Here is a 25,534-nt window from a genome sequence, read left to right on the forward strand (position 1 = left end):
CGGAAATCGAGAAAATTCAGCCTGCCCGCACCGGCCGCATCATGAAGGCCGGAACGTGGTCGCCCATGCCGACGGGCTGCTTCTCGCGGGGCTGACCGGATCGGGACTTGCCCGTTTGTCCCGTCTTGCCTTTCGGCGCCGGCTTGTCCTTGTGAGCCGACTTTTCCTCGGGAGCGGGCTTCGCCTTGGCGGCGGGCTTGGCTTCGGAGCGCGCATCGGCGCCCGCGGATTTGCGGGCAGGGCGCGACCGCTTGTCGCTATCGGCGCTGCCGTCCGTAGCATCGTCGGCGTGAGAGCGCCCGGTGCGGCGCTCGGCGGGCGCTTCGGACTCGCCATCGGCCTGTTTCGATCCACCGCGCCGGGAGCGGCCGCCACGGCGGCGTCCACGCCCATTTTCGCGGGCGGCGCTGCGGGCCTCTTCGATGTCTTGCGGGTCGGGCGCGCCATCGACCCATTCGATTTCCTCGCGCAGCAAGGATTCGATGGCCTTCAGGGCCTTGTGATCCTTGGGCGTGACCAGCATCGCGGCGTAGCCCTCGCGGCCCGCACGGCCCGTGCGGCCGATCCGGTGCACGTAGTCCTCCGGATGCACCGGCACGTCGTAATTGAACACGTGGCTCACGGCGGGAATATCGAGCCCGCGCGCGGCGACGTCGCTGGCCGCAAGCAGCGCGATCTCGCCGTTACGGAACGCCTCGAGCGTGGCCGTGCGCTGCCGCTGGTCCATGTCGCCATGCAGGGCGCCGACATTGAAGCCGTGGCGCTGCAGCGAGCGGAAGACGACGCCCACGTCCTTCTTGCGATTGCAGAAGATGATGGCGTTCTTGACGTCATGCTCCTGGATCAGGCTGCGCAACGCGGCGCGTTTCTCCGCCGGTTGGTCGCCCGTCCTCTTCAGACGCTGCGTAATGGTGGATGCCGCCGAGGCGGGCCGGGCGACTTCGATGCGCTGCGGCGTATGCAGGAAATTATCGGCGAGACGTTGAATTTCGGGGGGCATGGTCGCGGAGAAGAAGAGCGTCTGCCGCGTGAAGGGAAGGACTTTGCAGATGCGCTCGATATCCGGGATGAACCCCATATCGAGCATTCGGTCGGCCTCGTCGACGACGAGGATCTCGATGCTGTTCAAAAGGAGCTTGCCGCGTTCGAGGTGATCCAGGAGGCGGCCTGGGGTGGCGATCACCACATCGGCGCCACGATCCAGCTTCTTGTTCTGCTCGTCGTAGGAGACGCCGCCGATCAGCAGTGCGACGGTGAGTTTGTGGTTCTTGCCCAGAAGTTCGAAGGCCTCGGCCACCTGCGCGGCGAGTTCGCGCGTCGGCTCCAGGATCAGGGTTCGCGGCATGCGGGCCCGGGCCCGTCCGCGTTCGAGGCGTGTCAGCATGGGAAGCACGAACGAGGCCGTCTTGCCGGTGCCTGTCTGCGCAATCCCCAGGACATCGCGGCCTGAGACGGCCACCGGTATGGCCTGGGCCTGGATAGCGTTGGGGTATCGAACCCGGCCGCTTCGACCGCGGATTCGACTTTTGGACTTAAGCCAAGATTTGAAAAGCTCATGGGTTAGCAAAAATGCGACGCTAGCGCTGGCCTTGCGTCTTGTTCTATCGCTACAAAGATTAGCTGTTACGATTCGCCGGGTGCTTTCAACACAGCACCCGATCATTACGGTCACATGACCGTGGATAGTTTGAGAATGACATAGGCGGCATTGCCGATACGCGCAAGAGGCAAAAGTTCGCAGCGCTCCAAGCGTTAAGGAGGCTTGAGCGCGCCAGGCGGCTTCGAAAAGGCTGAGAATAACATGAGGACAAAAGACTACGCCGACGTTGCCATCAAGCCGCCGATCCTGTTTCTCGCCGCGCTTCTACTCGGCTATGTGCTGACCTATTGGTTTCCCATCGGCCCGGGCCCTGCCTCCCCGAACGCCTTGGGGCTGACCACGGGGCTGGTCTTCATGCTCGCCGGCTTCGCGCTCGCCATCCTTCCCGCCAGACGCTTTCACAAGGCCGGGACCAGTGTCATACCCGGCGAGCCTTCGACCGTTCTCGTCCAGGAGGGCCTGTACCGGGTGACGCGAAACCCTATCTATATCGGCTTGATCCTGATCTATTTCGGTCTGTGCCTGGTCCTGACCAGCGTGTGGATGCTGCTTCTGCTCATCCCGGCGGTGATCATCCTGCACCGGGGCGTGGTGAAGCGGGAAGAGGACTACCTCACCTGGAAATTCGGCGATGCCTATCGCCGCTATATGGAACGGGTGCCGCGCTGGCTTTGAGACGAGGGGGCCGGGGCCCAGGTAGCGTGAGCCCCTTTGCCGAGCCCCTAGATGTCCAAGTCTTCGGCTTCGGCAAAGGCGGCCCGTTCCTGAATGAACTTGAAGCGGGCTTCGGGCTTGTTGCCCATGAGCTGATCGACCGCCTTGGTCGTGCCGGGGCGGTCCTCCTCGTCGAGTTCCACGCGCAGCAGGGTGCGCGACGCCGGGTCCATAGTCGTCTCCTTGAGCTGCTTGGGAAGCATCTCGCCCAAGCCCTTGAAACGACTCACATCCGATCTTGCCGCGGCCTTGAAGACCTCCTTCATCAGCGCGTCCTTATGGGCCTCGTCGCGCGCATAGGCGGTCTTGGCGCCCTGGCTCAGCCGGTAGAGCGGCGGCACGGCGAGGTAGAGGTGCCCGTTTTCGATCAGGCCTTTCATCTCCTGATAGAAGAAGGTGATCAGCAGCGCGGCGATGTGGGCGCCGTCCACATCCGCATCGGTCATGACCACGACCTTCTCATAGCGGAGATCGTCCTCGCTGTAGCGGGTCCTGGTTCCGCAGCCGAGCGCCTGGATCAGGTCGCTGAGGAGCTGGTTGTCGGCGAGTTTCGAAGAGCTGGCGCTGGCGACATTGAGGATCTTGCCGCGCAAGGGCAGCACCGCCTGCGTGGCCCGGTTGCGGGCCTGCTTGGCCGATCCGCCGGCCGAGTCGCCCTCGACGATGAAGATCTCCGTGCCTTTCGATCCGGTCGCGGAGCAATCGGCCAACTTGCCGGGAAGCCGCAGGCGCCGCGTGGCGGTCTGCCGGCTGACTTCCTTCTCTTTGCGGCGGCGAAGGCGTTCCTCCGACCGGTCCACCACCCAGTCGAGGAGCTTTCCGGCCTGGTTCGGGTGCCCCGTGAGCCAGTGGTCGAAGGCATCGCGCACGGCGTTCTCGACGATCCTGGCGGCCTCCTGGGTGGCCAGGCGGTCCTTGGTTTGGCCCTGGAACTCGGGCTCGCGGATGAAGACCGAGAGCATGGACGCCGTTGTTCCGAGCACGTCGTCGCCCGTGACCTGGGACACGCGCTTGACGCCGGTGAGTTCGCCATAGGCGCGCAGGCCCTTGGTGAGCGCGGCGCGCAAGCCCGCCTCGTGGGTGCCGCCGTCCGGGGTCGGGACCGTGTTGCAGTACGAGCTCATGAAGCCGTCGGCGCTCGCGACCCAGGCGATGGCCCATTCCACCGAGCCATGCCCTTCGGACCTTTCCACGCGTCCGGCGAAGATGTCGTTGGTGACGGTGGTCTGGCCGTTGATGCTGTCCGCGAGGAAATCCTTGAGACCGCCGGGGAAATGCAGCTCGGCCTTCTCCGGCACGTCGCTGCCCGCGGTAATCAGCGATTTGTCGCACGACCAGCGGATTGCGACGCCCCGGAACAGGTAGGCCTTGGAGCGCGACATGCGGAACAGCCGCGCCGGCTTGAACGCGGCCCCCTTGCCGAAAATCTCGGGGTCCGGGCGAAAGCGCACCTTCGTGCCGCGCCGGTTCTTGACGGGCCCGAGATTCTGCAAGGGTCCGTCGGGAATGCCGCGCGTATAGCTCTGCCGGTAGAGGGTCTGCCCCCGCGCCACTTCTACTTCGAGAGTCTCCGACAGGGCGTTGGCGACCGACACGCCGACGCCGTGAAGTCCGCCGCTCGTGGCGTAGACCTTGGAGTCGAACTTCCCGCCCGCGTGCAGCGTCGTCATGATGACTTCGAGCGCAGACTTGTTCTTGAACTTGGGATGCGGATCGACCGGGATGCCCCGGCCGTTGTCGTTGACGGTGAGAGTGCCGTCTCTGTCGAGCGAGACCTCGATCCAGCTCGCATGGCCCGCCACGGCCTCGTCCATCGCATTGTCCAGCACTTCGGCGAAGAGGTGATGCAGCGCCTTTTCGTCGGTGCCGCCCACATACATGCCCGGCCGCTTCCGGACGGGCTCCAATCCTTCGAGGACCTCGATATGAGCGGCGGTGTAACCGGCCTCTGCACCGCTGCTCTTCGCGCTCTGCTTCGGCGGCGCTTTGGCGCGCGCGGGGCTAGGCGGCGGAGCATCGAACAAATCGTTCGCGGCAGCGGATTTTCGTCTGGGTGCGATCGGTGGAGTCCTCCAGGCCAAGGCGCCGGGCTAACGGCGCCGGACTAAGGGCGCCGGGCCCTCGAAAAACAAAGAATCAGTGGCGTTTGAGGCGCGATTCTTGCTCGCACGGAGGTGGGGCTTTTTCAAGGGGCACGGTTTTCAAGGGGCACGGTTTCAAGGGGGAGGTCCCCCGCCGGCAGGGATTGCCGCAGGACCCCGGAAGCCTCAGCCGCCGATCTTGCCCCCGCCTTTCCTGGTGATCGCCACCACGGAGGGGCGGGGCGGCATGCCGGCCTTGAAATCGGGCCAGCGGGTGGCCGGATTCTCGAAACTGACGGGCGCGCTGGCGTCGAAGGGCTTGCCCTCTTGGGACGCATCCGTGCGGGAAGACCTATGGCCGCCGGAAGACTCGTCGCTCTCATCGCTCTCGTGAAAGTTCTTCACGCCGTCCGTGCCCGGGTGCTGCACGGCGACGAACAGAGTCTCTCCGTTGGGCGTGAAGCACGGCCCGCAGAGTTCCGCGCCGACCGGCACGCGGAAGAACAGATGCGGCGTGGGGCCGCCTTCGCTGTCCGTTTCCAGCGCGTAGAGGCCGTCGGCGCGCATGGTGCTCGGCCAGTTGGCGCCCTGGTCCGTGGCGACCCAGAGCCGCCCCTGATTGTCCACCGCGGCGTTGTCGGGGGTGACGAACCAGCCGTCCTCGGAGGTCGCCGGGTTCCAATTGGTCTCGAGCGAGGGCCTGTTCGGATCGCCGCAAAGGACCAGGATCTTCCATTGAAACGTGTCGGCGCCGAAATCGAGACCGTCGGGGACGATCTCGATGATGTGGCCGTACCGGTTGTTCGCCCTCGGGTTGGCTGCGACCTTCGGATGATCGGGGGTGCGGCTCGTGTTGTTCGTCAGCATGACGTAGACGCGCTTCGTCTTGGTGTTGGGCTGCACGTCCTCGGGCCGGTCCATCTTCGTGGCACCGGCGTCCTTGGCGGCGAGCCGCGCGTCGATCACCACGTCGGCCTGGCGCGCGAAGTCCTCGTCCGCGGCAAGCTTGCCTTCGCCGCATTTGAGGGCAATCCACGCGCCGGTGCCGTCGTCGTTGAACTTCGCGGCGGACAGCGTGCCCTTCGAGAGCAGCGTCATGTTCGCCTGCTTGTCGCCCGGCTTGTAGGTGCCGTCGCTGACGAAGCGATAGACATGTTCGAACTTGGAATCGTCACCGCTGAAGACCACGACCCGGTTGTCGTCGCTGAGAACGGTTTCCGCACCCTCGTGGAGGAAGCGGCCAAGGGCCGTGTGCTTGACGGGTTTGGACTTCGGATCGAAGGGATCGATTTCGACGATCCAACCGAAACGGTTGGGTTCGTTCGGTTGCTTGTCCAGGTTAAAGCGCGCGTAGTCGCGCCCCCAGACATAGCCCTTCGTGGGGATGCCATAGGCTCTGAAGCGGTCCCGGTTGGCGTGGTGTTGCTCGCCGAGGGCGGGCATGCCCTCCCAATCGGTTTCGTCCGTATAGAACGCATACTGAAAGTTTTCTTCCGCCGTGAGATAGGTGCCCCACGGGGTCCTGCCGCCGGCGCAGTTCGCGAACGTGCCGCGAAGGTCCTTGCCGGTTTCGTCGTAGGTCGTTTTCAGGCGTTCGAGACCGCCGCCGGCGTCTTCGTCCGTCACGGGACCGTCTACGGTCATCGGCGTGTTCGCGGTGATACGGCGGTTGTAGGGGCTGTCGGTGACGACCCGCCACGCATCGCCATCCCTTTCGATCTCGACGATGGTGACGCCGACCGCGGCCATCTCCACATCGACCATCCAGTCCTTGATCGAGGCGAAGTCCACATCGCCGCCGGGCTGTTCGACGCCGGGGAACATCATCGGGGCGAGAGCGTATTCGTGATTGACGCAGAGCAGACCGCGTTCGTTGCCGTCCCTGGCCCGCGCGCCCTCGATGAAGGCGCCGCTGTCGTCCATGGGGAAATAGGCGACGTAGTCGTTGTTGTAGCCGAACTGGCGGTTCTGCGCGCCGGCGGTCTGCCGGTAGGGATCGAAGTCCGGCGCGCCGCCGACGATCGGGTCGCCCCATCGCAGCAGGCATTGCGCCTCGTAGCCGTCGGCCACGTGGTGCGTGCCGTCGACGCCCGCCTTCACCTCTTTGAAGGCGAAGCCGTTGGGGGTGAACGTCTTGGGATCGGTCTCGACGGCCTCGTCCGCGCCGCATCCGGCGAGCGCCGTGGTACCGAACAAGGCGGCAACGGCGCTGACGCCCAGCGCGCCTTTGACGATGTCGCGCCGGTTGTAGCGCCGGGCGATCACGTCGCCGATGGTTTCGCCGCCCGAGGGGCTGTCGGGCTCGTCGCCGGCGGCACGGGCGGGATCAAGACAAGGTTTGACGCGAGGGTCAGACATCGGCGGTCATCTCGGAGGTAAGTTTCGGCCACAGCATGACCGTGTCTTATGACAATTCTGCAGCACCCCGCGCTCAGATGATCGCGCGCGCACCTTCGCCGAGACCCATTCGGACACGACGACCGTGGCGAGGATGACGATGAAGATGACGGTGACCTCGGCCCAGGCGAGACGCGCGAGCGACGACTGGAGCTGGAGCCCGATACCGCCCGCGCCGACGAGACCGAGGATGGTGGACTCGCGGATGTTGATGTCCCAGCGGAACACCGAAATCCCGGCGAAGGCGGGGGCGATCTGGGGCCATACCGCGTAGTCCATGATCTGCCAGCGCGACGCGCCCGTGGCGCGCACCGCCTCGACCTCCGTCTCGTCGATCTCCTCGATGGCCTCGTAGAGCAGCTTGCCGATGAAGCCGATGGAGCGCAGGGCGATGGCGACGATCCCGGCGAGCAGGCCCGGCCCGATGATCGCCACCAGCAGCAGCGCCCAGATGAGCGAATTGATCGAACGCGACGCGACGATCAGCAGCAGCGCCAGCGGGCGGACCAGCGCCGCGCTCGGCGTCGTGTTGCGGGCGGCGAGAAACGCGACCGGCGTCGCCAGCACGATCCCGAGCCCGGTCCCGAGCGTCGCGATGTTGATCGTATCCCACAGCGGGGCCCAAAGCCGGTCGAGATAGGACCAGCGCGGCGGCCAGGCGCGCGACAGAAGGTCTGCCGCCTGCCGCGGCGCATCCTCCACGAACAGCCAGATCGTGTTCTTGTTCATGACCTGCCAGCTGAGGACGAACAGCACGGCGAGCGCGAGCCAACCGAACCAGACGGCCCATTGGGCGAGAGGGGTGCGGCGCTGCCAGAGGAGACGGCTGTCGTGGGCAAGGACCGGCATCACTGCACCCATTTGCGCAAATGGCTGGAGGCGTATTCGGCGACGAGCACCACGGCGATGATCATGATGAGGATCGCGCCGGCGGTATCGTAGTCGTAACGCTGCATGGCCGTGTTGAGGGTCGCGCCGATGCCGCCCGCGCCGACAATGCCGATCACGGCGCTTTCGCGGAAATTGATGTCGAGCCGGTAGAGCGACAGTCCGATCAGGCGCGGCATGACCTGAGGCTGAATGCCGTAATTGATGACCTGCCACCAGCTCGCGCCGGTCGCGCGGATCGCCTCGGCCTGGGCTTCCTCGATGTCCTCGATGTCCTCGGCCAGGAGCTTCGCCATGAAGCCGATCGTGGCGAAGGACAGGGTGAGGAAGCCGGCAAACGGTCCGAAACCGAACATGGCCACGAACAGGATGGCGATGATGATTTCCTGGAAGGCGCGGCTGACGGCGATGACGGCACGGCACACCGCATAGACCGGCAGCGGCGCGATATTGCGGGCGGCGCCAAGCCCGATGGGGATCGAGATGAGGCAGCCGGCCACGGTGGACGTCACCGTCATGGTCAGGCTCTCCTCCATGCCTTGCCAGATGTCGCGTGAGCGCGTCGTGAAGTCGGGCGTGAAGAAGCCTCGAGGACGCGCCAGCCATTGCCAAGCCCCACCAGGACGCGCTGCCAATTGATGTCGAGCGTCGAGAGCGCGGCGATGAGATAGGCCAGCAGGCCGAGGTACAGGCCCCATCGCAGCCAGGGATTGCCAATAAGCGGCGGACGGGTCCAGCCGGCCGGGGCGGCGTGCGGTCTCATGTGAGCCCGGCCATGCGTTCCTCGCGCGCATGTCGATCGTCCGGCGCGGGCTCCGCCTCCGCCTCGCGGTCGGGATGGATCTGCGTCCAGTCCTCGGCGCCGTAGATCTCCGTCAGCATGGCCGTGTCCAGCTCGGCCGGTGCCCCGTCGAACACGATCGCGCCCGCGCGCAAGCCGACGATGCGGTCCGCGAACATCTTGGCGAGCGGGACGTCATGCAGGCTGATGATCGCCGGGAGATTGCGTTCGCGGCACACTTCGCAGATGAGCCGCATGATCTGGCGCGCGGTCTTCGGGTCGAGCGAGGCGGTCGGTTCGTCGACCAGGAGCAGCTTCGGGTCCTGCTCGAGCGCCCGGGCGATGCCCACCCGTTGGCGCTGGCCGCCGGAGAGCGCGCTCGCGCGCTTGTCCACCTGCTCGGAGAGCCCGACGCGCTCCAGAAGGGCGAAGGCCTTGTCCACGTCCTCTTGCGGGAACCGCCGCAGGAACGACCGCCAGAACGGCACGTAGCCCAGGCGCCCCGACAGCACGTTCTCCATCACGGTCAGACGCTCCACCAGCGCGTATTCCTGGAAGATCATGCCCATATGACGCCGGGCGCGCCGGAGGCCCCGGCCGCCAAGATGCGTGATCTCGATGCCGTTCAGGTCGATGCCGCCGCTCGTGGGATTGACGAGGCGGTTGATGCAACGGATGAGCGTGGACTTGCCTGCGCCGGACGGTCCGATGAGGGCAACGACCTGGCCCGCCGGCACCTCGAACGAGACGCCGCGCAGCGCTTCGTCGCCGGTCTTGTACCGCTTTGTGAGTGAGGAAACGCGCAGCATGTCCTGTCCGGGCCGGTCCTGGCGGGGCGTGGGTCGCGGGCATCGTATGAGAAAGGGACAGGGCGCGAAAGCCATGCCCTGGCCCGGCCGAGGCGGCCAATTCAGTTGCAGGAATATTGGACGCCGTTGGCTTCGTCGATCTGGCGGATGACCGCCCAATCGTCCTTGAACGTGATCGGAATGAACGAGGTGTCGCCGGATTTCGAGAATTCTTCCAGCAGCTTCGTGCCCTTCCAATCGAAGCTAAAGAAGGCTTCCCTGATCTTGTCCTGCAGTTCGGGCTTCAGATTGTAGGCCATGCCGAAGCCCGTGGTCGGGAAGGTCTGCGAGGTGTAGATGGTCTTGAGCTGGTCTTCGGTGACGAGACCCCGGTCGATCATCCGCGCCTTGACCGAATTGGCGATCGCCGCCGCGTCATAGTCCTTGTTGGCCACGCCCAGGATCGAGTTGTCGTGCGCGCCGGAGAAGCGGGGCGTGAAGTCCGTGTCGCGCTCAAGACCGAACTCGGACTTGAGGAGCGCGGACGGCGCCTTGAAGCCGGAGTTGGACGTTTCCGCGGTGAAGGCAAGCACGCGGCCTTTCAGGTCTTCGGGCTTTTCGATGCCGGAACCCGGATAGGTGATGATCTCCATCTCGTAGCCGTAGCTGCCGTCGTCGCTCGCCATCATGGTGAAGGGGCGGAAACCGGCACAGGCGACCGCCAGCGGGTTGGAGCCGGTATTGACCCCGGCCACATGCAGCCGCCCGGCGCGCATGGCCTCGATCTGCGCCGCGTTGGACTGGACCGGAAAGAACTGCACCGATTTGCCCGTGGCCTCGGACAGATGATCGAGAAACTCCTTCCAGACATCCACATACACGGCCGGGTCTTCGACGGGCGTATAGGCGAAGATCAGCGTGACGGGGTCGACCTGGTCTGCGGGGTCGGTGGGGATGTCGGCGATCAGGTCGCCGTCAGCGTCCTGGTAGCGGCCATCGAGCTGGAAGCCGGCGCTCGCAGGCAGAGTGAGGGCTGCCGTCAGGATCAGCGAAACCAGAATTTGCCCTATCATCGTACCAGTCCTTTGGTTCTCTTGGCCGGAAAATAGCGCCGCTAGGCGCGGCTCGAGCGACAGTCGACCGTTGGACATGCGCCAGTGCCGAAGCTAGTGGGGCGCCGTGACAGATTTGCGAAGAGGAGTGTACCTTGGCCGAACGCCCGCCCGTTTGTGATTTTGGTTGGAAGGCCCCCGGATTCTCGTTGATCGGGGTCGATGGCGAGACCTACACGCTGGATGCCCTGAAGGGGCCGAACGGGACGCTCGTGGCGTTCATCTGCAACCATTGCCCGTACGTCATCGCCGTGATCGACCGCATCGTCCGGGACGCGAAAGAGCTTGCCGCACTTGGGGTGAACACCGTCGCGATTTGTTCGAACGATGCGACGACCCATCCCGACGACTCCTTCGAGAACATGAAGCTCTTTGCCGCGCGGCACGGCTTCACCTTCCCCTATCTTCACGACGAGAGCCAGGACGTGGCGCGGGCCTACGATGCGGCCTGCACGCCGGACTTCTTCGGGTTCAATGCCGATCTGGAGCTGCAATACCGCGGGCGGATGGATGCAAGCGGCCGCGATCCCGCCGGGCCCCACGTCAAACGCGACCTGTTCGAGGCGATGAAACAGATCGCGGAAACGGGCCAGGGCCCGCGCGAGCAGACGCCGTCCATCGGCTGCTCGATCAAGTGGAAGGCCGCCTGACGGCGCCGCGCGATTAACTCCGGCTTAAGCGTATCGCTTTCCCGTTTCTTTACTCGCGGGTCCCTAAAATTCGTCTCGAATTCGAGAGGATTTCGGGCACGATGTTGACGCGATACGCAATGACGGGAGCAGCGGCCGCCGCAACGGTCTACGGCGCCGTCAATCTCGGCTCGAACAATTCGAACATGATGCTCGTCGATGCGGGGGGCGGCGGTCTGAGCGCCGATATTCCCGTCTGGGTTCTGGCGATGCTCGCGGTCGCGATGCTTCTGTCGTTCCGCCGCGGGTCCGCCTTGAGCCTGCCGTCGATGATGGGCACGTTGTCCGGCGCCAGCAAGACATGGCTGTTCGCCGGCGCCGGAATTCTGGTCTACGCGGCCTACGCTTTCACGTAGCCGCAGAAGCCTGCCAAGAGTTGGGTTCAGTTTGGGGGAGCCTGGTACGAACCGATTGGTTTCCGTGTCCGACGGGGGTACGCGGAGAAAACGGCCAGCGGTTCGCAAGAGGCCGGGCGAGAGAAGGGGGCGACCGCGTTTCGCGGCCGCCCCCGGTTCGTTCTTGAAAGCGCAAAAGCCGGGAGCCGGCTAGACGCTGTAGTACATGTCGTATTCGACCGGGTGGGGCATCATCTCGAAGCGCTCCACCTCTTCCATCTTCAACTCGAGATAAGCGTCGATCGCGTCGTCCGTGAACACGTTGCCCTTTTTGAGGAAGGCGCGGTCCGCGTCCAGGGACTCGCAGGCTTCGCGCAGCGAACCGCTGACCGTCGGAACCTTTTCGAGCTCCTCGGGCGGCAGGTCGTACAGGTTCTTGTCGATCGCCGAACCCGGATCGAGCTTGTTCTCGATGCCGTCCAGGCCGGCCATCAGCATGGCCGAGAAAGGCAGATACGGATTGGCCGTCGGATCGGGGAAGCGAACCTCGACGCGCTTGGACTTCGGACCCGTGCCGAGCGGAATACGGCACGAAGCAGAGCGGTTGCGCGAGGAGTAGGCCAGCAGAACCGGCGCTTCGTAGCCCGGGACCAGCCGCTTGTAGGAGTTGGTGCTCGGGTTGGTATAGGCGTTGAGCGCCTTGGCGTGCTTCAGGATGCCCGCGATGTAGTGGAGTGCCGTGTCGGACAGGTCGGCGTATTTGTCGCCGGCGAAGGTCGGGGCGCCGTCTTTCCAGATCGACTGGTGCACGTGCATGCCCGAGCCGTTGTCGCCGAAGACCGGCTTCGGCATGAACGTGGCGGACTTGCCGTAGACATGCGCTACGTTGTGGATCACGTATTTGTAGATCTGCATCGCATCGCCGGTCTGGATGATCGGACCGAACTTGATGCCGAGCTCATGCTGGGCCGCGCCCACCTCGTGGTGGTGCTTCTCGGTAGAGACGCCCATTTCGGCCATGACCGACAGCATCTCCGACCGCAGATCCTGCGCGGAGTCGACCGGGGGCACCGGGAAGTAACCACCCTTCGTGCGCGGACGATGGCCCAGATTGCCCATCTCGTACTCCGTGCCCGTATTGGTCGGCAGCTCCGTCGAGTCGACACGGAAACCGCAATTGTAAGGCTCGGCCGTGAAGCGCACGTCGTCGAACACGAAGAACTCGGCCTCGGGGCCGAACACGGCCGTGTCGCCGACGCCGGTCTGCTGCATATAGGCCTGGGCCTTGCCGGCAATGCCGCGCGGATCGCGCTCATAGGGCTCGTTCGTCAGCGGCTCGAGCACGTCGCAGAAGACGGCGAGCGTGCTCTGCGCGAAGAACGGGTCGATGACCGCCGAGTTGCAGTCGGGCATCAGCTTCATGTCCGACTCGTTGATGGCCTTCCAGCCTGCAATGGAAGACCCATCGAACATGACACCTTCGGAGAACGCTTCCTCGTCCATGAGGCTCGCGTCCATCGTCACGTGCTGCATCTTTCCCCTGGGATCGGTGAATCGCAGGTCGACGAACTTGATTTCCTCGTCCTTGATCTTTTTGGCGGTGCTACTTGCGTCTGCCATTTTCTCTCCCCTGTACACATTGTTCCCTCGCCGCCTCGGTCGAGGCTGACGACAGGTTGCTCGAGTTATGTGAAAGTTATGAGTGAAATGGGGCGGATGGGCCAGTCCAATTGCGACTAGATCGCATCGTCACCCGTCTCGCCGGTCCGGATGCGCACGGCTTCCTCGACCTGCGACACGAAGATCTTGCCATCGCCGATCCGGCCCGTCTTGGCGGAGGCCACGATCGCCTCGACAGCCTTCTCGACCATATGGTCGACGAGAACGAGCTCAAGCTTCACCTTGGGAAGGAAATCGACCACGTATTCAGCACCGCGATACAACTCCGTATGGCCCTTTTGACGGCCAAAGCCTTTGGCTTCGGTGACCGTGATGCCCTGAAGACCGATCTCCTGGAGGGCCTCCTTCACCTCATCGAGCTTGAATGGCTTGATGATCGCTTCGATCTTTTTCATTCTTCGTCATACCTCCCAGTCTAACCTTGCGAAGCCTCGCCGCGTAGCGTGCTGCTGTTCAGAACGTACCTGAGACCAAGCCTTAGCACACGCTGTGCCAATCTAATGGGCGGTAGTTTTTATAGTAAAACCAAACGCTTAGAAAATTTACGCAAAATGTGGAGGCGGAGCGATTCGGCACGCTGACAGCACAATAGGCAATACGCACAAAAACTGGGCAGGCGCAACGCCCGCCAAGACTTAAGGGGACACGGGTTTGGTGTTCGGAAGCTATTCGCACACGGGGACGGCCATGTTGGAACTCTTGACCGCGAAAGAAATGGGCCGCGCCGACAAACTTGCCATAGAAGGCGGGGTGCCGGGCGCTGTTCTCATGGAGAATGCGGGCCGAAGTGTCGCCGACGAGGTTTCGTTGCGATTTCCCGACGCTTCCACGGTCGCGATACTTTGCGGGCCCGGCAATAACGGCGGCGACGGCTTCGTGGCGGCGCGCCGACTTCTGGAGCGGGGCTACTTCGTTCGTCTCGGTTTCGACGGCGATCCCGGCGCGCTTCCGGCCGACGCGGCCGAGATGGCGGCGCGGTATTCGGGAACGATACACCCGCTCGATCCCGCTCTGTTCGACCACGCCGACGTGATCGTGGACGGCTTGTTCGGCGCCGGGCTCGCGCGGCCCCTCGACGGCAAGTTCGCCGATCTGGTCGAGGCCGCGAACGCGAGCGGCGTGCCCATCATCGCCATCGACGTGCCGAGCGGCGTCGACGGCACAACGGGCAGGGTCCTCGGCACGGCGATCCGTGCCTTGAGTTCGGTCACGTTCTTCCGCTTCAAGCCGGGGCATTTTCTGATGCCCGGACATTTGCATTGCGGCGACCTTCACCTCGCCGATATCGCCATTCCCGACGCGGTCCTCGAGACGGTGAAGCCCACCCTCTACGCCAACGAGCCGGGGCTGTGGCTCGACCAGTTCCCATGGCCCACGGTGGGGGGACACAAATATCTGCGGGGGCATGCGCTGGTGGCCTCGGGGCCGGCGGACGCGACCGGGGCGGCGCGCCTGGCCGCGCGCGGCGCGTTGCGGACCGGCGCCGGGCTCGTCACCGTTGCTTCGCCACGCGGGGCCTTGGCCGTCAACGCCGCGCAACTGACCGCGGTGATGCTGCGGGAGGCCGACGGACCGCAAGGGCTCGCGGCGCTTTTATCCGATGCCCGCAAGAATGCGTTTCTGATCGGCCCCGGCCATGGCGTCGGCGAGGGCACGCGCGAGATGGTTGTCACGGCGTTGAAGGCGACGCCGGCCGTGCTCCTGGACGCCGACGCGCTGACATCTTTTGCGGAGACCCCGGAAACATTGTTCGAGGCCATCCGCGGGCGCGAACGGCCCGTCGTGATGACGCCGCACGAAGGCGAGTTCGCACGCCTGTTCGGCGATGTGCCCGGCGCCTCCAAGGTCGACCGCACCCGGACGGCCGCGTCCCGCTGCGGCGCGACCGTCATTCTGAAAGGCCCCGATACGGTCATCGCAAGCCCGGACGGCCACGCCGCCATCGACACCAATGGCAGCCCCTGGCTCGCGACTGCGGGCTCGGGCGATGTCTTGGGGGGAATGGTGCTCGGCATGCTGGCCCAAGGGCTCGGCGGTTTCGATGCCGGGTGCATCGGCGTCTGGATGCATGGGCAGGCGGCGAAACGGTTCGGGCCGGGCCTGATCGCCGAGGACTTGCCCGAGCTGATCCCAGAAGTCCTTGAGGAACTGGAAGAATATGGGACAGACGGGTGAGCGGCGGGGGTCGGCCTTCGCGACCGTTTGTTGACACACTCGCCGGTTATGAGAGACATCTTGATGGGACACCGCTTCGCGCCGTGTCCTTCGGGATTGACGACCGCTCTAGCGAAGGATCGCTCACGATCATGGGCCGCTGCCGCGCCGCAAAGAGCCGTATACGCGCAAAGACAATTCTCCTCGGCGTTGCCCTGGCGACGGCCGTGGCCGGGACGGCCCACGCGGCCGACCAAATCCTGCTGCGCGCGCGCGAAGGCGCGGCCGCCATGCTCCGTGGGCAATACGACCGCGCGGTGGTGCTGTACGACGAAGCCCTGAACACGCCCGACGTGTCCAAATTCGTCCAAGCCAGCATCTACAGCGATCGCGGCGTTGCCAAATGGCGCATGAAGAAGACGAAGGAGGCGATCGACGATTTCAACGAGTCGATCCAGCTCGCGCCCGACAATGCCATTGTCTACAACAACCGCGGCAACGCGCTGATGGATCTTGGGCATCCCGACGAGGCCATCAAGGATTTCGACCGCGCGATCGCGCTGGAGCCGGCCTATGGCGCCGCCTTCAACAATCGCGGCAACGCCTATGCCTCGCTGCAGAATTACGATGCGGCGTTCCAATCCTTCCGCAAGGCCACGGCGCTGCTGTCCAGAACCGCGGCGCCCTATAACGGACGCGGGCGCGCCCATGTGGAGCGCGAGCGTTACCACGCCGCGGTCCGGGACCTCAGCCGCGCCATCAAGCTCGATCCCAAATTGGCGGCCGCCTATCGCAATCGTGCCGCGGCCAATTTCGCGTTGGGGCATTACGCGGAGGCGGCCGACGATGCCACCCAGGCGCTCGACCTCGAGCCTGAGCACGACAAGGCCGCGCTTCTCATGCTCCGGGCGCGGTCCTATGCCGCGCAGAACAGCTTTCGGGAGGGCGTGGCCGATTTCGACAAGGTTCTCGATATCGAGCCGGAAAATGCCGACGCCTTCATGGAGCGGGGCGAACTTCTGGCCCAGAACAAGCGCAACGACGCGGCCATCAAGGACTTCAACAAGGTTCTGGAGCTGCAGCCGAAGAACGCACGCGCCTATGCGCGGCGCGGAGAGACCAAGCTGTACGACCGCAAGGCCGACGAGGGCTATGTCGACGTCAATATCGCGCTCATCCTGAAGCCGGACGATCCGCTCGCCTTGCGGATCCGCGGTGACATTTTCCAGGCTCAGAAACGCACCGAGAATGCGATCGCCGATTATCAAAAGGCCCTGACCTTGGACCCGTTCCAGGAGGAGTCGCGGGCCGCATTGGAGCGTCTTCGCGCGCCGGTGCCGGTGGACACACGGAAGCCCCTGGGGGCGGCCGTCGCGGGGTGGGTCATCAACGAAAAGGCCCCCGGCCGCTACGTGGCCACGAACCCGGATTATCGCGGTGTCACGGTCGACATGGAGATGTTCGGCGCGGGCAAGCCGAAAATTTTGGCGTGGGACAAGCTCAAGGGCGCACAGTCCGGGATCGGTCTGTTGAAGTACTATGCCGGCACGGCCAAGGGTGAGGGCGCGTTCGAATATGTGGCCGTTGTCGACACCAAGAAGCGGTCGGTTCTGTCGATCGAACCCGAGCGGTGGGGCGACAAATCCGCGACATGGACCTGGCAGACGGCCTCGCTATCGGTCACGGACCCCGACGGCAATGTCAGCGACGTGGCGTTGCAGCCTCAGCGGACCCAGAGAGCGCCCGTCGCCCGGCGCGCCGCGACGACGGCGGCGGCTTCGTCGGGTTTGCGCAACAGCAGCCGCAGCGCAAGGCACCCCGAAAACGCAGCCGACGCGGCGGGGGCGGAAACAACAATCCTCTCGGGTGGCTGTTCCGCTGATGGGTAGGCATGCGCCGCTGGCCCGACGGCGGTTTCCAGGATAACACGACACGCATGACTCACTTCCTCGCCAGCGTTCGCAGCCGGGCGGAGGCCGAGCTCGTTCTCGCCGCCGGTGCCGATATCGTCGACCTCAAGGAACCGGAACGAGGGGCGCTCGGCGCCGTAGCGCCCGGTGTGATCCGCGAATGCCTGGCCGCGATCGGCGGACGGACGCCGGTCAGCGCGACCGTGGGCGACGTGCCGATGCGTCCGGAAACCGTTGCCGGCGCCGTGGCGGCGACGGCCGATCTCGGCGTCGATATCGTGAAGCTCGGGATCATGCCGGGCGGCGATCCCTGGGGCTGCCTCGAGGCCCTTCGCGAACTGAAGTTGCGCGCCTCTCTTGTGCTCGTCTGCTTCGCCGATGCTTTGCCGGACGTCGATCCGGTCGAGGCGCGGGCGAAGAGCGGGGCGCGCGGCGTGATGCTGGACACGATGGGCAAGGACAACAGATCGCTGCTCGATCATATGCCGCTGAGCCTTATTGCGCGCTTCCTGGATCGGGCGCGCGATGCGGCCTTGCAGACGGGGGTAGCGGGCTCCTTGCGCACCGCGCACGTTGAACCGCTGCTCGAACTGCGTCCCGACGTGATCGGATTTCGTGGCGCGCTGTGCGAACGGGGCGTCCGGGGCGGGAAACTCGATCCGAAGGCCTGTGCCGAAATCGCCGCGCTGATCGCCGGTTACCGCCCGGTCACGGAGGCGCGTTTCGAGGCGCGCACAACCTCCGCGATGTGCAGCATCTGCTTGGCCAGGCGCGAAACGGGCGGCCGGACGGAAGATCCGGGCAGCGGGGGGAGACCGGAGCGACAGATGGAACAACGACTTGGACACGTGAGCACGGCGAGCGGAACGGACGGCCCTCTGGACCGCATCTTCGTGCACAACTATGTGCTCGAAGTGGAAATCGGCGTTCACCACAACGAGAAGGGTGTCACTCAGCGGGTCCGTTTCTCGGTCGATATCGATGTGCAGCCCAATCCAAAGGATCTCGACGACGATATCAACCGGACGCTCGATTACGACTACGTCATCAACGGAATCAAGACGATCATCTCCGGCGGTCATATCAATCTCGTGGAGACGCTGGCCGAGGAGGTCGCGCAGCATTGCATTGCTCATCCGCGTGCGGAGCGTGTCGAGGTCGTTATCGAGAAACTTGACAAGGACCCGGGTGCGGTCGGCGTGCAGATCGTCCGGAGGAAGCAGGAGGGCTGATATGAACGCCCCGTTGCCGACCTCTGCGTCCCGCCGGCACGCGTCCGCCGCGCGGCCGGCAGTGGTGAAGCTCGGCGGGAGCGTCGTGCGTGCCGGCACGCTCAACGGCTGGCTCGATGTCATCGCCGATGCGCAGCGCCCGATCGTTCTCGTGCCCGGCGGCGGGGCCTTGGCCGACGAAGTCCGCGACTGCCAGCGCCAACTCGGTTTCGGCGACGTGACGGCCCATCGCATGGCGTTGCTTGCCATGGACCAGCTCGCCTGGGCGATCGCGGGCATGCGGCCGGGCTACGAGGTCGGCACGGCCGTGGAGGATTTGTGTGCCACGCTGCAACGCGGGCTGATTGCCGTCTGGGCGCCGCCGCGCTGGTCGCGGACCGGACGGATCTCGAAGCGACGTGGCGGCTGACATCCGACAGTCTGGCGCTCTGGCTTGCGGGAAAGCTCGGCGCGGACGCGTGTTGCGTCGTCAAATCCGTGGCGCTGCCGCCCGGGCGGCGCTCCGCCGGCGCGCTCAGGCAGGACGGCATCGTCGATGAGGCCTTTCCGGCCATGCTTGCGGAGACGGGCGTTCCCACAACGATCTTCGGACAGGGCGATCAGGCAAGGCTCGCGGCCCACCTCGCGGGCAAGGCCCCCGCGCCAAGCCCGGTCGTTGGTTGAGCGTGGACGCTATGGCCCAGAAGATCCTGTTCCTCACCGGGCATTTGGCCGAACCGCGCTTGAAGACCGTGCTCTCCGGCATGGATGCGGAGTTCGAGTGGCGCGTGGTGGATATCGGCGTCAAGGTCGCCGCGCTGATGACCGAGGAGATCATCTTGCGGCGCCTTCCCGACGCGGGCGGTGCCGACAAGATCCTGTTGCCGGGCCGCTGCCGTGGCGACCTGGACCGGCTCTCGGCCCATTATGGCGTCCCGGTCGAGCGCGGTCCCGACGAGGTCAAGGACATTCCGGTCTATTTCGGCCGCGCGCGCAAAGCCTCGGACATGTCCAAATACGACATCGCCATCTTCGCCGAGATCATCGATGCGACGGCCATGAGCGTCGAGGACATCCTGGCGTGCGCCGAGGACTATTCGCACAAGGGCGCCGACGTGATCGATCTCGCTCTCTTCCAGACACGCCGTTTCCCCATCCTCGAGGAGACGGTGCGCGCGCTCAAGACGCACGGCTACAAGGTCAGCATCGATTCCGCCGATCCCGACGAGTTGCTGCGCGGCGGCAACGCGGGCGCCGACTATCTCCTGAGCCTCGACGAGACGCGGCTCCACATCGCCGACGCGGTCTCGTCGATCCCGGTGCTGATTCCGGCCGTCCACGGCGACATGGACTCGCTCTATCGCGCAATGGCGGTGCTCGACGAAAAGGGGCTGCCTTATCTCGCCGACCCGGTGCTCGACCCGATCAATTTCGGCTTCATGACGTCGCTCGAGCGCTATGCGGCCTTGAGGCGGGCGCGGCCCGACGTGGATATGCTGCTCGGCACCGGCAATCTCACCGAACTCACCGAGGCCGATACGACGGGCATCACCGCGGCGCTGATCGGCATCGCCTCGGAATTGAACATCAAGAACGTGCTCGTGGTGCAGGTCAGCCCCCATACGCGCCGCACCTACGAGGAGCACGATGCGGCGCGGCGGCTGATGTTCGCATCGCGCGCGGACGGTGAGCTGCCCAAGGGCTATACGGACGACCTGCTGAGCCTTCATGCCAAGCGTCCGTTCCCGCTCACCCCCGAGGAGGTCGCCGAGAACGCGGCCGCCGTGCGCGACAAGAATTTCCGCATTGAAGTCGCCGAGGACGGTGTCCACATCTACAATCGCGACGGCCACCATATCGCCCAGGACATCTTCGATCTCTTTCCCAAGCTCGATCTCGGCGACGATGGCGCGCACGCCTTCTACATCGCCGCCGAGCTGACCAAGGCGGAGACGGCCTGGCGCCTCGGCAAACGCTATGCCCAGGACGAGCCACTCGACTGGGGCGTCGCCGCCGACAAGCCGCGAGAAGATCGGACGCGGCTCAAGGAGGCGGGCCATACGCTCGCCATGAAGAAGAAGCGGGAGGAGATGTGATGTCGTCCGAGGTGCTGCGATGCCCATGATCCGCGAATGTATCGTCACTACGCAGAACGACGAGGGCAGGGTGCATATCGCGCCGCTCGGGCTCATCGAAGACGGGGAGGGGTGGGTCATCGCCCCGTTCCGGCCCTCGACGACCCTCGACAATCTCCGTGCCACGCCCTTCGCCGTTGCCAGCTTCACCGACGACGTGCTGGTCTTCGCCGGCTGTCTCACGGGCAACAAGGATTGGCCGACCCGGCCGGCCGAGCACATCCCGGGCGCGGTTCTGGACGGCGCGCTGGCCCATTTCGAACTTGCGGTCGAACATGTGGAGGAAGACGAACTGCGGCCGCGCTTCCACTGCCGCATCGTGCATGAGGGCAATCACGCCCCGTTCAAGGGCTTCAACCGGGCCCAAGCCGCGGTGATCGAAACGGCGATCCTTGCGAGCCGCCTCAAGATGCTGTCGCGCGAGAAGGTGGAGACGGAGCTGGCCTACCACCAGATCGCCGTCGAGAAGACCGCCGGTCCGCGCGAGCGCGAAGCCTGGCGCATCCTGGTCGAGAAGATCGAGGACTACTACAAGCACGCCCCGGCTGGGGCGTAGGCGCGCCTCAGATCTCGGACGCCATCGCCACGAGCTTCGCCACGGTGTTCATGTTGCGGGCCGTGCCGCGCGACGCCGCGGGGATTTTCAGTTTCGATCGGCCCATGCCGTCCGGGTAGTGAACGTAAAGCTCGCGCTTCCCAAGCTGCAGGATCTCGCTCGTCAGACCCGAGACGGTCTCGATCTCTGTCGCGGCCGGTGCGTGGTCGAGAAAGAGTGCCATGACCTTGTTTGGCGGGACCCCTGGAAAGGGATTGTCCGCGAGGACCCCCGATAGCTCGTCCGCCGTGCGAACCAAGACGGCGACGGGCTTGCCCGCATAAGCGTGCAGCGCCTCTTCCAGGTCCGCCTTCACCGCCGCTTCGGTTTCGTTGCTCGAGAAGACGACGTTTCCCGACGCGATATAGGTGCGGACCGCGGAAAACCCCGCGCGCTCGCACATCGCCACAAGATCGCGCATGGGGAGCTTTCCGGTGCCGCCCACATTGACGGCGCGCAAGAGCGCCACATACGCGGTCATGTGAGCCCCGTGCGGGCGGGCGTCACGGGCGCCAAGGTCGCTGCGCTAAGCGCGCGCTTTGGCCGGCTCGGCGAGATAGGACCTACCGAGGACAGCAGAAGCTGATAGGCGCGATCGACGATCTCTTCGAGCGATTGGGTGCGCGCGAAGATGGCATTGGCCTTGGCCATCAGTTCCTCGCGCGTCGGCAATTGCGGGACGTACACGCTCGCCAAGGCGTCGTGGGTACGGTCCTGCGCCCGCGCCAGGGCGTCTCGCAACGCGTCGAGTTCCACCCCGTTCAGGGTTGCGGAAATGGCGTTGGCGATGCCGGCCGAATTGAAATGCCCGGCGAGCTGTTCGGCGGCCCGGTTGATGACCCCGACGCCGAGACCGTGCTCGTTGCGCACGACCTTCTTCGGGGGCATGCGCAAATCCCAGACAAGGCCGACCCAGGACAGGGCCTTGAGGATGTAATAGGTCGGATCCCACTCGTACCAGCGGAAACCCTGGCGTACGCTGCTTTGGAAGGCGTGGTGATTGTTGTGCCAGCCCTCGCCCATGGTGAAGATCGCCAAGAGCCAGTTGTTGCGGGAATCGTCGCCGGTCACGTAACGCTTCTTGCCGTGCACATGGGCGAGCGAGTTGATGCAAAACGTGCCGTGATAGACGGCCACGGTGCTCCAGAAGAAGCCGACGAACAGGCCGGACCACCCGGCCACGAGGAAGCAGATGGCCGCAAGGCCGAAAGCCGGCACGAGCGGGTATTTGTCGAGCCAGCGAAGCTCCGGATAGCGCATCAGATCGGCGACCTTCTCCTCGTCGAAATCGTCGTGCCGCCTGGAGAAGATCCAGCCGAGATGGCTGTAGAGGAAGCCGTGCTGACGCGGAGAGTGAGTGTCGAGTTCGGTGTCCGAATGCAGATGGTGGTGGCGGTGCTTGGCGGCCCACCACAGCACGCTCTTCTGAGCGGTGCTCTGGCACAGGACGGCCAGGACGAACTGAAAGGCGCGGCTCGTGGAGTAGGCGCGATGGGAAAACAGACGATGGTATCCCGCGCCGATGGCGAAGATGCGCAGCCAATACAGCGAGATGCCGAGGATCGCGGCCTCCCAGGTCACGCCGGACCAGATGGCGCCAAAACAGGCAAGATGGACCAAGAGAAAGGGAATCGCCGACGGGTAGACGATGTCGTCATGCACGTTGGCGGATTGTGTTTCGCTTGCCATATTCGTCGTAAATCCTTTGCAGTTCAATTGCGTAACCCCATCCCCGGGGGATAGGAGATTTCGAGAATCAATACTTTGAGACAACTCAATGTGGGAGGTGTCGCGCCGCTAGGCAAGCTGTGCCACGGCTGCGGCGGGCGCGCAACGGGCGAGCATTTCGCGCGCGGTGTCGGCGCAAGGGGTGAGATCGGCGAAATCGCGATAAGGACGCTCTAGCCGGTCGGCGAGCGCCACGGCCAGAAAGCGTCCGCAGCCGGCCCCGACAATAGGTGCTGTGGACGGCAGGTTCACCCGTTCGATGACCGAGCGGGCATCGGCCTCGATCGCGTCCAAGAGGCGGCGGCCGAGGAAATGCGCAAGCGCTTCCAGGCCACGAAGTCCGCATCCTCCGCATCGCGTCCAAGCATGCGGGCGAGCCGCGCAGCGCTCTCATCGAGTCCTTTGCCGCGGCCGTCGGCGGATGCGAAGGGGTCGGCGTCGTCGGGCAGGTCGCCGGTCAGGCGATAGACATCCGCCATGGTGGCGAACCGTTCGGCGGCCAAACCCTGCATCCGGCCTTTGAAGGGCGCCTGGCTCGCGATCGCCATCACGGGCGTCCGCACGACCCCGCGATACAGGAGTTCGCCTTCCCTCAGGCGGTCGCCGTCGTTGAGCCCGATAGCGCAAGGGCTTCCCTCCTTGAACGGAATGATGTCCGTCGTCGTTGTTCCCACATCGACCAGGAGGCCGGCGTCCTCGACGGCCGCGGCCAGGGCCGCGCTCGCGTGCCAGTTGGCCGATGCGACGCTTTCCCAGTCGGCGATGGCCTGGTGGGCGTCGACGAAACCGTCGAGACCGTAGAAGCGGGCGTTCTCGCCCACGGTCTTGCGCATCAAGGCCACCAGATAGGCGACGCCCTCGTAGCGGCTGGCGAAGACATCGGAGAGTTCCCCGGTCATGGTGATGGCGTGAGCCGCTTCGGTGTCGCCGATATCGCGGATCGCCTCTTCCACGGCGAGATCGAACTTGCGGGGCTCGGGAAGTGCGGGGCAGGGGATTTGCGTCACCGACACGACGCGTCCGTCTTCGACGCGGGCCAGCTTCAAATTGACGCCGCCTAAATCCCACCCAAAAGCCGTGTCCATTGAGACCTCATTCCCCAAGCGCGCATTTTACACGACGCCATTCCGCGTCATGATAACTTCGAGATTCGAAAGGCACGTTCGCTATGGCGCCGACTTCCGAGGTTTCTGGAAACCCGACCTTCACGTCCTTCGACGTCGTTCCCGTGCTCGATCTGAAGGACGGCGGCGTGGTTCATGCGCGTGCGGGCAAATACGCGCGGGCGGGAAAGCGTGCGGAATACCGCCCGATCGCGACGCCCTTCGGGCCGCCTCACGACGCACCGGCCATCGCCAGGGCGCTTCTCGGTATCACTTTCTCGCCGGCTCTGTATATCGCCGATCTCGACGCGATCCTGGGGCGCGGCAACAATTTCGAACTCTGTCAGGCACTGGCGAACGCCGTCCCGGGCACCGATCTTTGGATCGATGCCGGTTTTGCCCATCTCGACGATTGTGCCTTCTGGCTCCCCCTTGGGGCGACGCTCGTCATCGGCAGTGAGACCATTGCGAGCCTTGAGGACTGGAACGCCATCTGCGAGAGCTTCGGCCGCAATGTCGTGCTCTCGCTCGACTTCGACGAGCAGGGTCTGCGCGGCCCGAAGGACCTGATGGACGATCCGGACCTGTGGCCCGACCGGATCATCCTCATGAGCCTCGGCCGGGTGGGCACCGAGACGGGCCCCGATCTCGAGCTCTTGCGGAAAACGATCGCGAGCGCCGGCGACCGCCATGTCTATGTGGCCGGTGGCGTCGCCACCCGGGACGACGTTGCGACGGTCAAAGAGGCCGGCGCGCGCGGCGTCCTCGTGGCGACGGCGCTCCATTCCGGCGCGATCGGACAAAAAGAAATCGCCGCCCTCTGGGGAGGGCGGCGACCTCAAATCTGACCTGCGGTCAACCCCGCGAACTAGAAACCAAGCTTCTTGAGCCACCGACGTATCGGGCCCGGCTCGTCTTCTCCACCGGAGGTCGCCCGATCCGCAGCTTCTCCAGTTCAGCCAGCGGCGAACGGGTGCGCGGCGGAGTCCTTCTTGGCAGTGACTTCGGAAGCCTTCGGCTCGCCGGCGACGGCGCGGGCGATAGCTTCCTTCGTTGCCTGGTAGTTGAAGTCCTGGATCTTCTTGTCGTCTGCGGCTTCCCAGTGGATGAAGACGCCAACGCAGACATAAAGATCGTCGGCCTGATCGGCGGGGATGACACCCTCGGCGACAGAGTCAGCAACGGCCTTGGCAACCGCGTACTGAGCCGGACCGAACATCTGAACGGCCTGACGGGCGTCCTTGATGGTGACCTTGTTGTAGAGAATCGTAGCCGGCTTGCAGAGCAGGTTCGGAGCAACAACGGCGAGCAGCGTGGTGAAGCCGTCCTTGTTGTTCGTCAGCGCGTTGCAGAAAGCCGTCTCGGCGGCGCTTCCGCGCGGGCCAAGGATGAGATCGATATGAGCAACTTCGTTGCCATCGCCGACGAGCGACTCGCCGATGCATACACCAGTGATTTTGGCCATGAGGCCCCCTCCCTAGATACCTGAGACGTGATCAACACAAAAACACGGTCCCACCGGCGCAGACCGGCGAAACCAACGGAAGAGCACAGGATGCGCTCCAGCGTTCGCAGCCCCAATGGAGCTCCGCGTGGTGAACATAAGGCCGAGCTTGAAGGATGCAAGCCGATT

22 protein-coding genes and 2 pseudogenes are annotated in these 25,534 nt (G+C 64.8%); 10 read left to right on the top strand and 14 right to left on the bottom strand.

What is annotated here, in order from left to right; translation table 11 throughout:
- Positions 1–16: 16 nt before the first annotated feature.
- Positions 17–1,557 (bottom strand): annotated as a pseudogene (locus tag AUC68_RS10535) (DEAD/DEAH box helicase).
- A 244-nt stretch (positions 1,558–1,801) separates the two neighbouring features.
- On the opposite strand from AUC68_RS10535, the gene AUC68_RS10540 reads away from it, so the two are divergent.
- Entirely contained in the window at positions 1,802–2,275 is a 474-nt protein-coding gene (locus AUC68_RS10540) for a methyltransferase family protein (protein WP_069437599.1), read from the top strand.
- A 47-nt stretch (positions 2,276–2,322) separates the two neighbouring features.
- Here AUC68_RS10540 and parE read toward each other — a convergent pair whose 3' ends face one another.
- The 6 genes and pseudogenes from parE to phnD all read right to left on the bottom strand — a co-directional run bounded on the left by parE (position 2,323) and on the right by phnD (position 10,322).
- Positions 2,323–4,338, bottom strand: a complete 2,016-nt coding sequence (gene parE / locus AUC68_RS10545; protein ID WP_141701211.1) for a DNA topoisomerase IV subunit B — start codon at positions 4,336–4,338, stop codon at positions 2,323–2,325.
- A gap of 243 nt (positions 4,339–4,581) precedes the next feature.
- Positions 4,582–6,753, bottom strand: coding sequence for a PhoX family protein (locus AUC68_RS10550; protein WP_069437600.1), 2,172 nt, complete (start codon positions 6,751–6,753; stop codon positions 4,582–4,584).
- Between the two features lie 6 nt (positions 6,754–6,759).
- Positions 6,760–7,641, bottom strand: a complete 882-nt coding sequence (phnE, locus tag AUC68_RS10555; RefSeq protein WP_083240635.1) for a phosphonate ABC transporter, permease protein PhnE — start codon at positions 7,639–7,641, stop codon at positions 6,760–6,762.
- A pseudogene (gene phnE / locus AUC68_RS10560) lies at positions 7,641–8,443 on the bottom strand (phosphonate ABC transporter, permease protein PhnE). Before phnE (AUC68_RS10560) ends, phnE (AUC68_RS10555) begins: the two are co-directional and overlap by 1 nt.
- On the bottom strand, positions 8,440–9,270 hold the full coding sequence (phnC, locus tag AUC68_RS10565) for a phosphonate ABC transporter ATP-binding protein (RefSeq protein WP_069437601.1): 831 nt from the start codon (positions 9,268–9,270) through the stop codon (positions 8,440–8,442). The pseudogene phnE (AUC68_RS10560) and the gene phnC overlap by 4 nt, the downstream one beginning before the upstream one ends.
- Positions 9,271–9,371: 101 nt before the next feature.
- Complete coding sequence (phnD, locus tag AUC68_RS10570; RefSeq protein WP_069437602.1) at positions 9,372–10,322, bottom strand: phosphate/phosphite/phosphonate ABC transporter substrate-binding protein; 951 nt, start codon at positions 10,320–10,322, stop codon at positions 9,372–9,374.
- A gap of 134 nt (positions 10,323–10,456) precedes the next feature.
- Here phnD and AUC68_RS10575 point away from each other — a divergent pair, with 134 nt between their 5' ends.
- Entirely contained in the window at positions 10,457–11,011 is a 555-nt protein-coding gene (locus tag AUC68_RS10575; RefSeq protein ID WP_069437603.1) for a thioredoxin family protein, read from the top strand.
- Positions 11,012–11,130: 119 nt separating this feature from the next.
- On the top strand, positions 11,131–11,406 hold the full coding sequence (locus tag AUC68_RS10580) for a hypothetical protein (protein ID WP_069437604.1): 276 nt from the start codon (positions 11,131–11,133) through the stop codon (positions 11,404–11,406).
- Between the two features lie 189 nt (positions 11,407–11,595).
- Here the strand turns inward: AUC68_RS10580 and glnA are convergent, their stop codons facing one another.
- Complete coding sequence (gene glnA, locus AUC68_RS10585; RefSeq protein ID WP_069437605.1) at positions 11,596–13,005, bottom strand: type I glutamate--ammonia ligase; 1,410 nt, start codon at positions 13,003–13,005, stop codon at positions 11,596–11,598.
- 116 nt (positions 13,006–13,121) lie between these two features.
- Positions 13,122–13,460, bottom strand: coding sequence for a P-II family nitrogen regulator (locus AUC68_RS10590; protein ID WP_069437606.1), 339 nt, complete (start codon positions 13,458–13,460; stop codon positions 13,122–13,124).
- A 292-nt stretch (positions 13,461–13,752) separates the two neighbouring features.
- On the opposite strand from AUC68_RS10590, the gene AUC68_RS10595 reads away from it, so the two are divergent.
- From AUC68_RS10595 to AUC68_RS10625, 6 genes are all read left to right on the top strand, one after another.
- Positions 13,753–15,240, top strand: a complete 1,488-nt coding sequence (locus AUC68_RS10595; protein ID WP_193407087.1) for an NAD(P)H-hydrate dehydratase — start codon at positions 13,753–13,755, stop codon at positions 15,238–15,240.
- Between the two features lie 131 nt (positions 15,241–15,371).
- A complete protein-coding gene (locus AUC68_RS10600; protein ID WP_141701212.1) occupies positions 15,372–17,108 on the top strand; it encodes a tetratricopeptide repeat protein in 1,737 nt (578 codons plus the stop codon).
- Positions 17,109–17,110: 2 nt separating this feature from the next.
- On the top strand, positions 17,111–18,361 hold the full coding sequence (locus AUC68_RS10605; protein WP_069437608.1) for a (5-formylfuran-3-yl)methyl phosphate synthase: 1,251 nt from the start codon (positions 17,111–17,113) through the stop codon (positions 18,359–18,361).
- 1 nt (position 18,362) lies between these two features.
- Positions 18,363–18,770, top strand: coding sequence for an amino acid kinase family protein (locus AUC68_RS10610; protein ID WP_069437609.1), 408 nt, complete (start codon positions 18,363–18,365; stop codon positions 18,768–18,770).
- A gap of 265 nt (positions 18,771–19,035) precedes the next feature.
- Complete coding sequence (locus AUC68_RS10620) at positions 19,036–20,436, top strand: DUF6513 domain-containing protein (RefSeq protein WP_069437611.1); 1,401 nt, start codon at positions 19,036–19,038, stop codon at positions 20,434–20,436.
- Between the two features lie 19 nt (positions 20,437–20,455).
- Positions 20,456–21,031 (top strand): DUF447 domain-containing protein, encoded by a 576-nt coding sequence (locus AUC68_RS10625; protein ID WP_069437612.1) that lies wholly within the window; start codon positions 20,456–20,458, stop codon positions 21,029–21,031.
- Between the two features lie 7 nt (positions 21,032–21,038).
- On the opposite strand, the gene AUC68_RS10630 is transcribed toward AUC68_RS10625, so the two are convergent.
- The 4 genes from AUC68_RS10630 to AUC68_RS10640 all read right to left on the bottom strand — a co-directional run bounded on the left by AUC68_RS10630 (position 21,039) and on the right by AUC68_RS10640 (position 23,883).
- Complete coding sequence (locus tag AUC68_RS10630; RefSeq protein ID WP_069437613.1) at positions 21,039–21,551, bottom strand: DUF1697 domain-containing protein; 513 nt, start codon at positions 21,549–21,551, stop codon at positions 21,039–21,041.
- Entirely contained in the window at positions 21,548–22,759 is a 1,212-nt protein-coding gene (locus tag AUC68_RS10635; RefSeq protein WP_069437614.1) for an acyl-CoA desaturase, read from the bottom strand. Before AUC68_RS10635 ends, AUC68_RS10630 begins: the two co-directional genes overlap by 4 nt.
- Positions 22,760–22,867: 108 nt before the next feature.
- Entirely contained in the window at positions 22,868–23,092 is a 225-nt protein-coding gene (locus AUC68_RS15990; RefSeq protein WP_083240636.1) for a hypothetical protein, read from the bottom strand.
- Complete coding sequence (locus AUC68_RS10640; protein ID WP_083240637.1) at positions 23,047–23,883, bottom strand: hydantoinase/oxoprolinase family protein; 837 nt, start codon at positions 23,881–23,883, stop codon at positions 23,047–23,049. The genes AUC68_RS15990 and AUC68_RS10640 overlap by 46 nt, the downstream gene beginning before the upstream one ends.
- Before the next feature lie 83 nt (positions 23,884–23,966).
- Between AUC68_RS10640 and AUC68_RS10645 the strand changes: the two genes are divergently transcribed.
- Positions 23,967–24,749, top strand: a complete 783-nt coding sequence (locus tag AUC68_RS10645) for a HisA/HisF-related TIM barrel protein (protein ID WP_069437615.1) — start codon at positions 23,967–23,969, stop codon at positions 24,747–24,749.
- Positions 24,750–24,856: 107 nt separating this feature from the next.
- On the opposite strand, the gene fae is transcribed toward AUC68_RS10645, so the two are convergent.
- Entirely contained in the window at positions 24,857–25,366 is a 510-nt protein-coding gene (gene fae, locus AUC68_RS10650) for a formaldehyde-activating enzyme (RefSeq protein WP_069437616.1), read from the bottom strand.
- Positions 25,367–25,534 lie beyond the last annotated feature (168 nt).

The sequence above is a fragment of the Methyloceanibacter methanicus genome (assembly GCF_001723285.1).
GTDB classification, from domain to species: domain Bacteria; phylum Pseudomonadota; class Alphaproteobacteria; order Rhizobiales; family Methyloligellaceae; genus Methyloceanibacter; species Methyloceanibacter methanicus.

Excerpts from the sequence above, each read along its gene's own strand:
- AUC68_RS10540 (WP_069437599.1), top strand. The coding sequence starts at position 1,802 with ATGAGGACAAAAGACTACGCCGACGTTGCCATCAAGCCGCCGATCCTG.
- AUC68_RS10550 (WP_069437600.1), bottom strand. The coding sequence starts at position 6,753 with ATGTCTGACCCTCGCGTCAAACCTTGTCTTGATCCCGCCCGTGCCGCC.
- phnE (WP_083240635.1), bottom strand. The coding sequence starts at position 7,641 with ATGCCGGTCCTTGCCCACGACAGCCGTCTCCTCTGGCAGCGCCGCACC.
- phnC (WP_069437601.1), bottom strand. The coding sequence starts at position 9,270 with ATGCTGCGCGTTTCCTCACTCACAAAGCGGTACAAGACCGGCGACGAA.
- phnD (WP_069437602.1), bottom strand. The coding sequence starts at position 10,322 with ATGATAGGGCAAATTCTGGTTTCGCTGATCCTGACGGCAGCCCTCACT.
- AUC68_RS10580 (WP_069437604.1), top strand. The coding sequence starts at position 11,131 with ATGACGGGAGCAGCGGCCGCCGCAACGGTCTACGGCGCCGTCAATCTC.
- glnA (WP_069437605.1), bottom strand. The coding sequence starts at position 13,005 with ATGGCAGACGCAAGTAGCACCGCCAAAAAGATCAAGGACGAGGAAATC.
- AUC68_RS10590 (WP_069437606.1), bottom strand. The coding sequence starts at position 13,460 with ATGAAAAAGATCGAAGCGATCATCAAGCCATTCAAGCTCGATGAGGTG.
- AUC68_RS10595 (WP_193407087.1), top strand. The coding sequence starts at position 13,753 with ATGTTGGAACTCTTGACCGCGAAAGAAATGGGCCGCGCCGACAAACTT.
- AUC68_RS10600 (WP_141701212.1), top strand. The coding sequence starts at position 15,372 with ATGGGCCGCTGCCGCGCCGCAAAGAGCCGTATACGCGCAAAGACAATT.
- AUC68_RS10605 (WP_069437608.1), top strand. The coding sequence starts at position 17,111 with ATGCGCCGCTGGCCCGACGGCGGTTTCCAGGATAACACGACACGCATG.
- AUC68_RS10610 (WP_069437609.1), top strand. The coding sequence starts at position 18,363 with ATGAACGCCCCGTTGCCGACCTCTGCGTCCCGCCGGCACGCGTCCGCC.
- AUC68_RS10620 (WP_069437611.1), top strand. The coding sequence starts at position 19,036 with ATGGCCCAGAAGATCCTGTTCCTCACCGGGCATTTGGCCGAACCGCGC.
- AUC68_RS10625 (WP_069437612.1), top strand. The coding sequence starts at position 20,456 with ATGCCCATGATCCGCGAATGTATCGTCACTACGCAGAACGACGAGGGC.
- AUC68_RS10630 (WP_069437613.1), bottom strand. The coding sequence starts at position 21,551 with ATGACCGCGTATGTGGCGCTCTTGCGCGCCGTCAATGTGGGCGGCACC.
- AUC68_RS10635 (WP_069437614.1), bottom strand. The coding sequence starts at position 22,759 with ATGGCAAGCGAAACACAATCCGCCAACGTGCATGACGACATCGTCTAC.
- AUC68_RS10640 (WP_083240637.1), bottom strand. The coding sequence starts at position 23,883 with ATGGACACGGCTTTTGGGTGGGATTTAGGCGGCGTCAATTTGAAGCTG.
- AUC68_RS10645 (WP_069437615.1), top strand. The coding sequence starts at position 23,967 with ATGGCGCCGACTTCCGAGGTTTCTGGAAACCCGACCTTCACGTCCTTC.
- fae (WP_069437616.1), bottom strand. The coding sequence starts at position 25,366 with ATGGCCAAAATCACTGGTGTATGCATCGGCGAGTCGCTCGTCGGCGAT.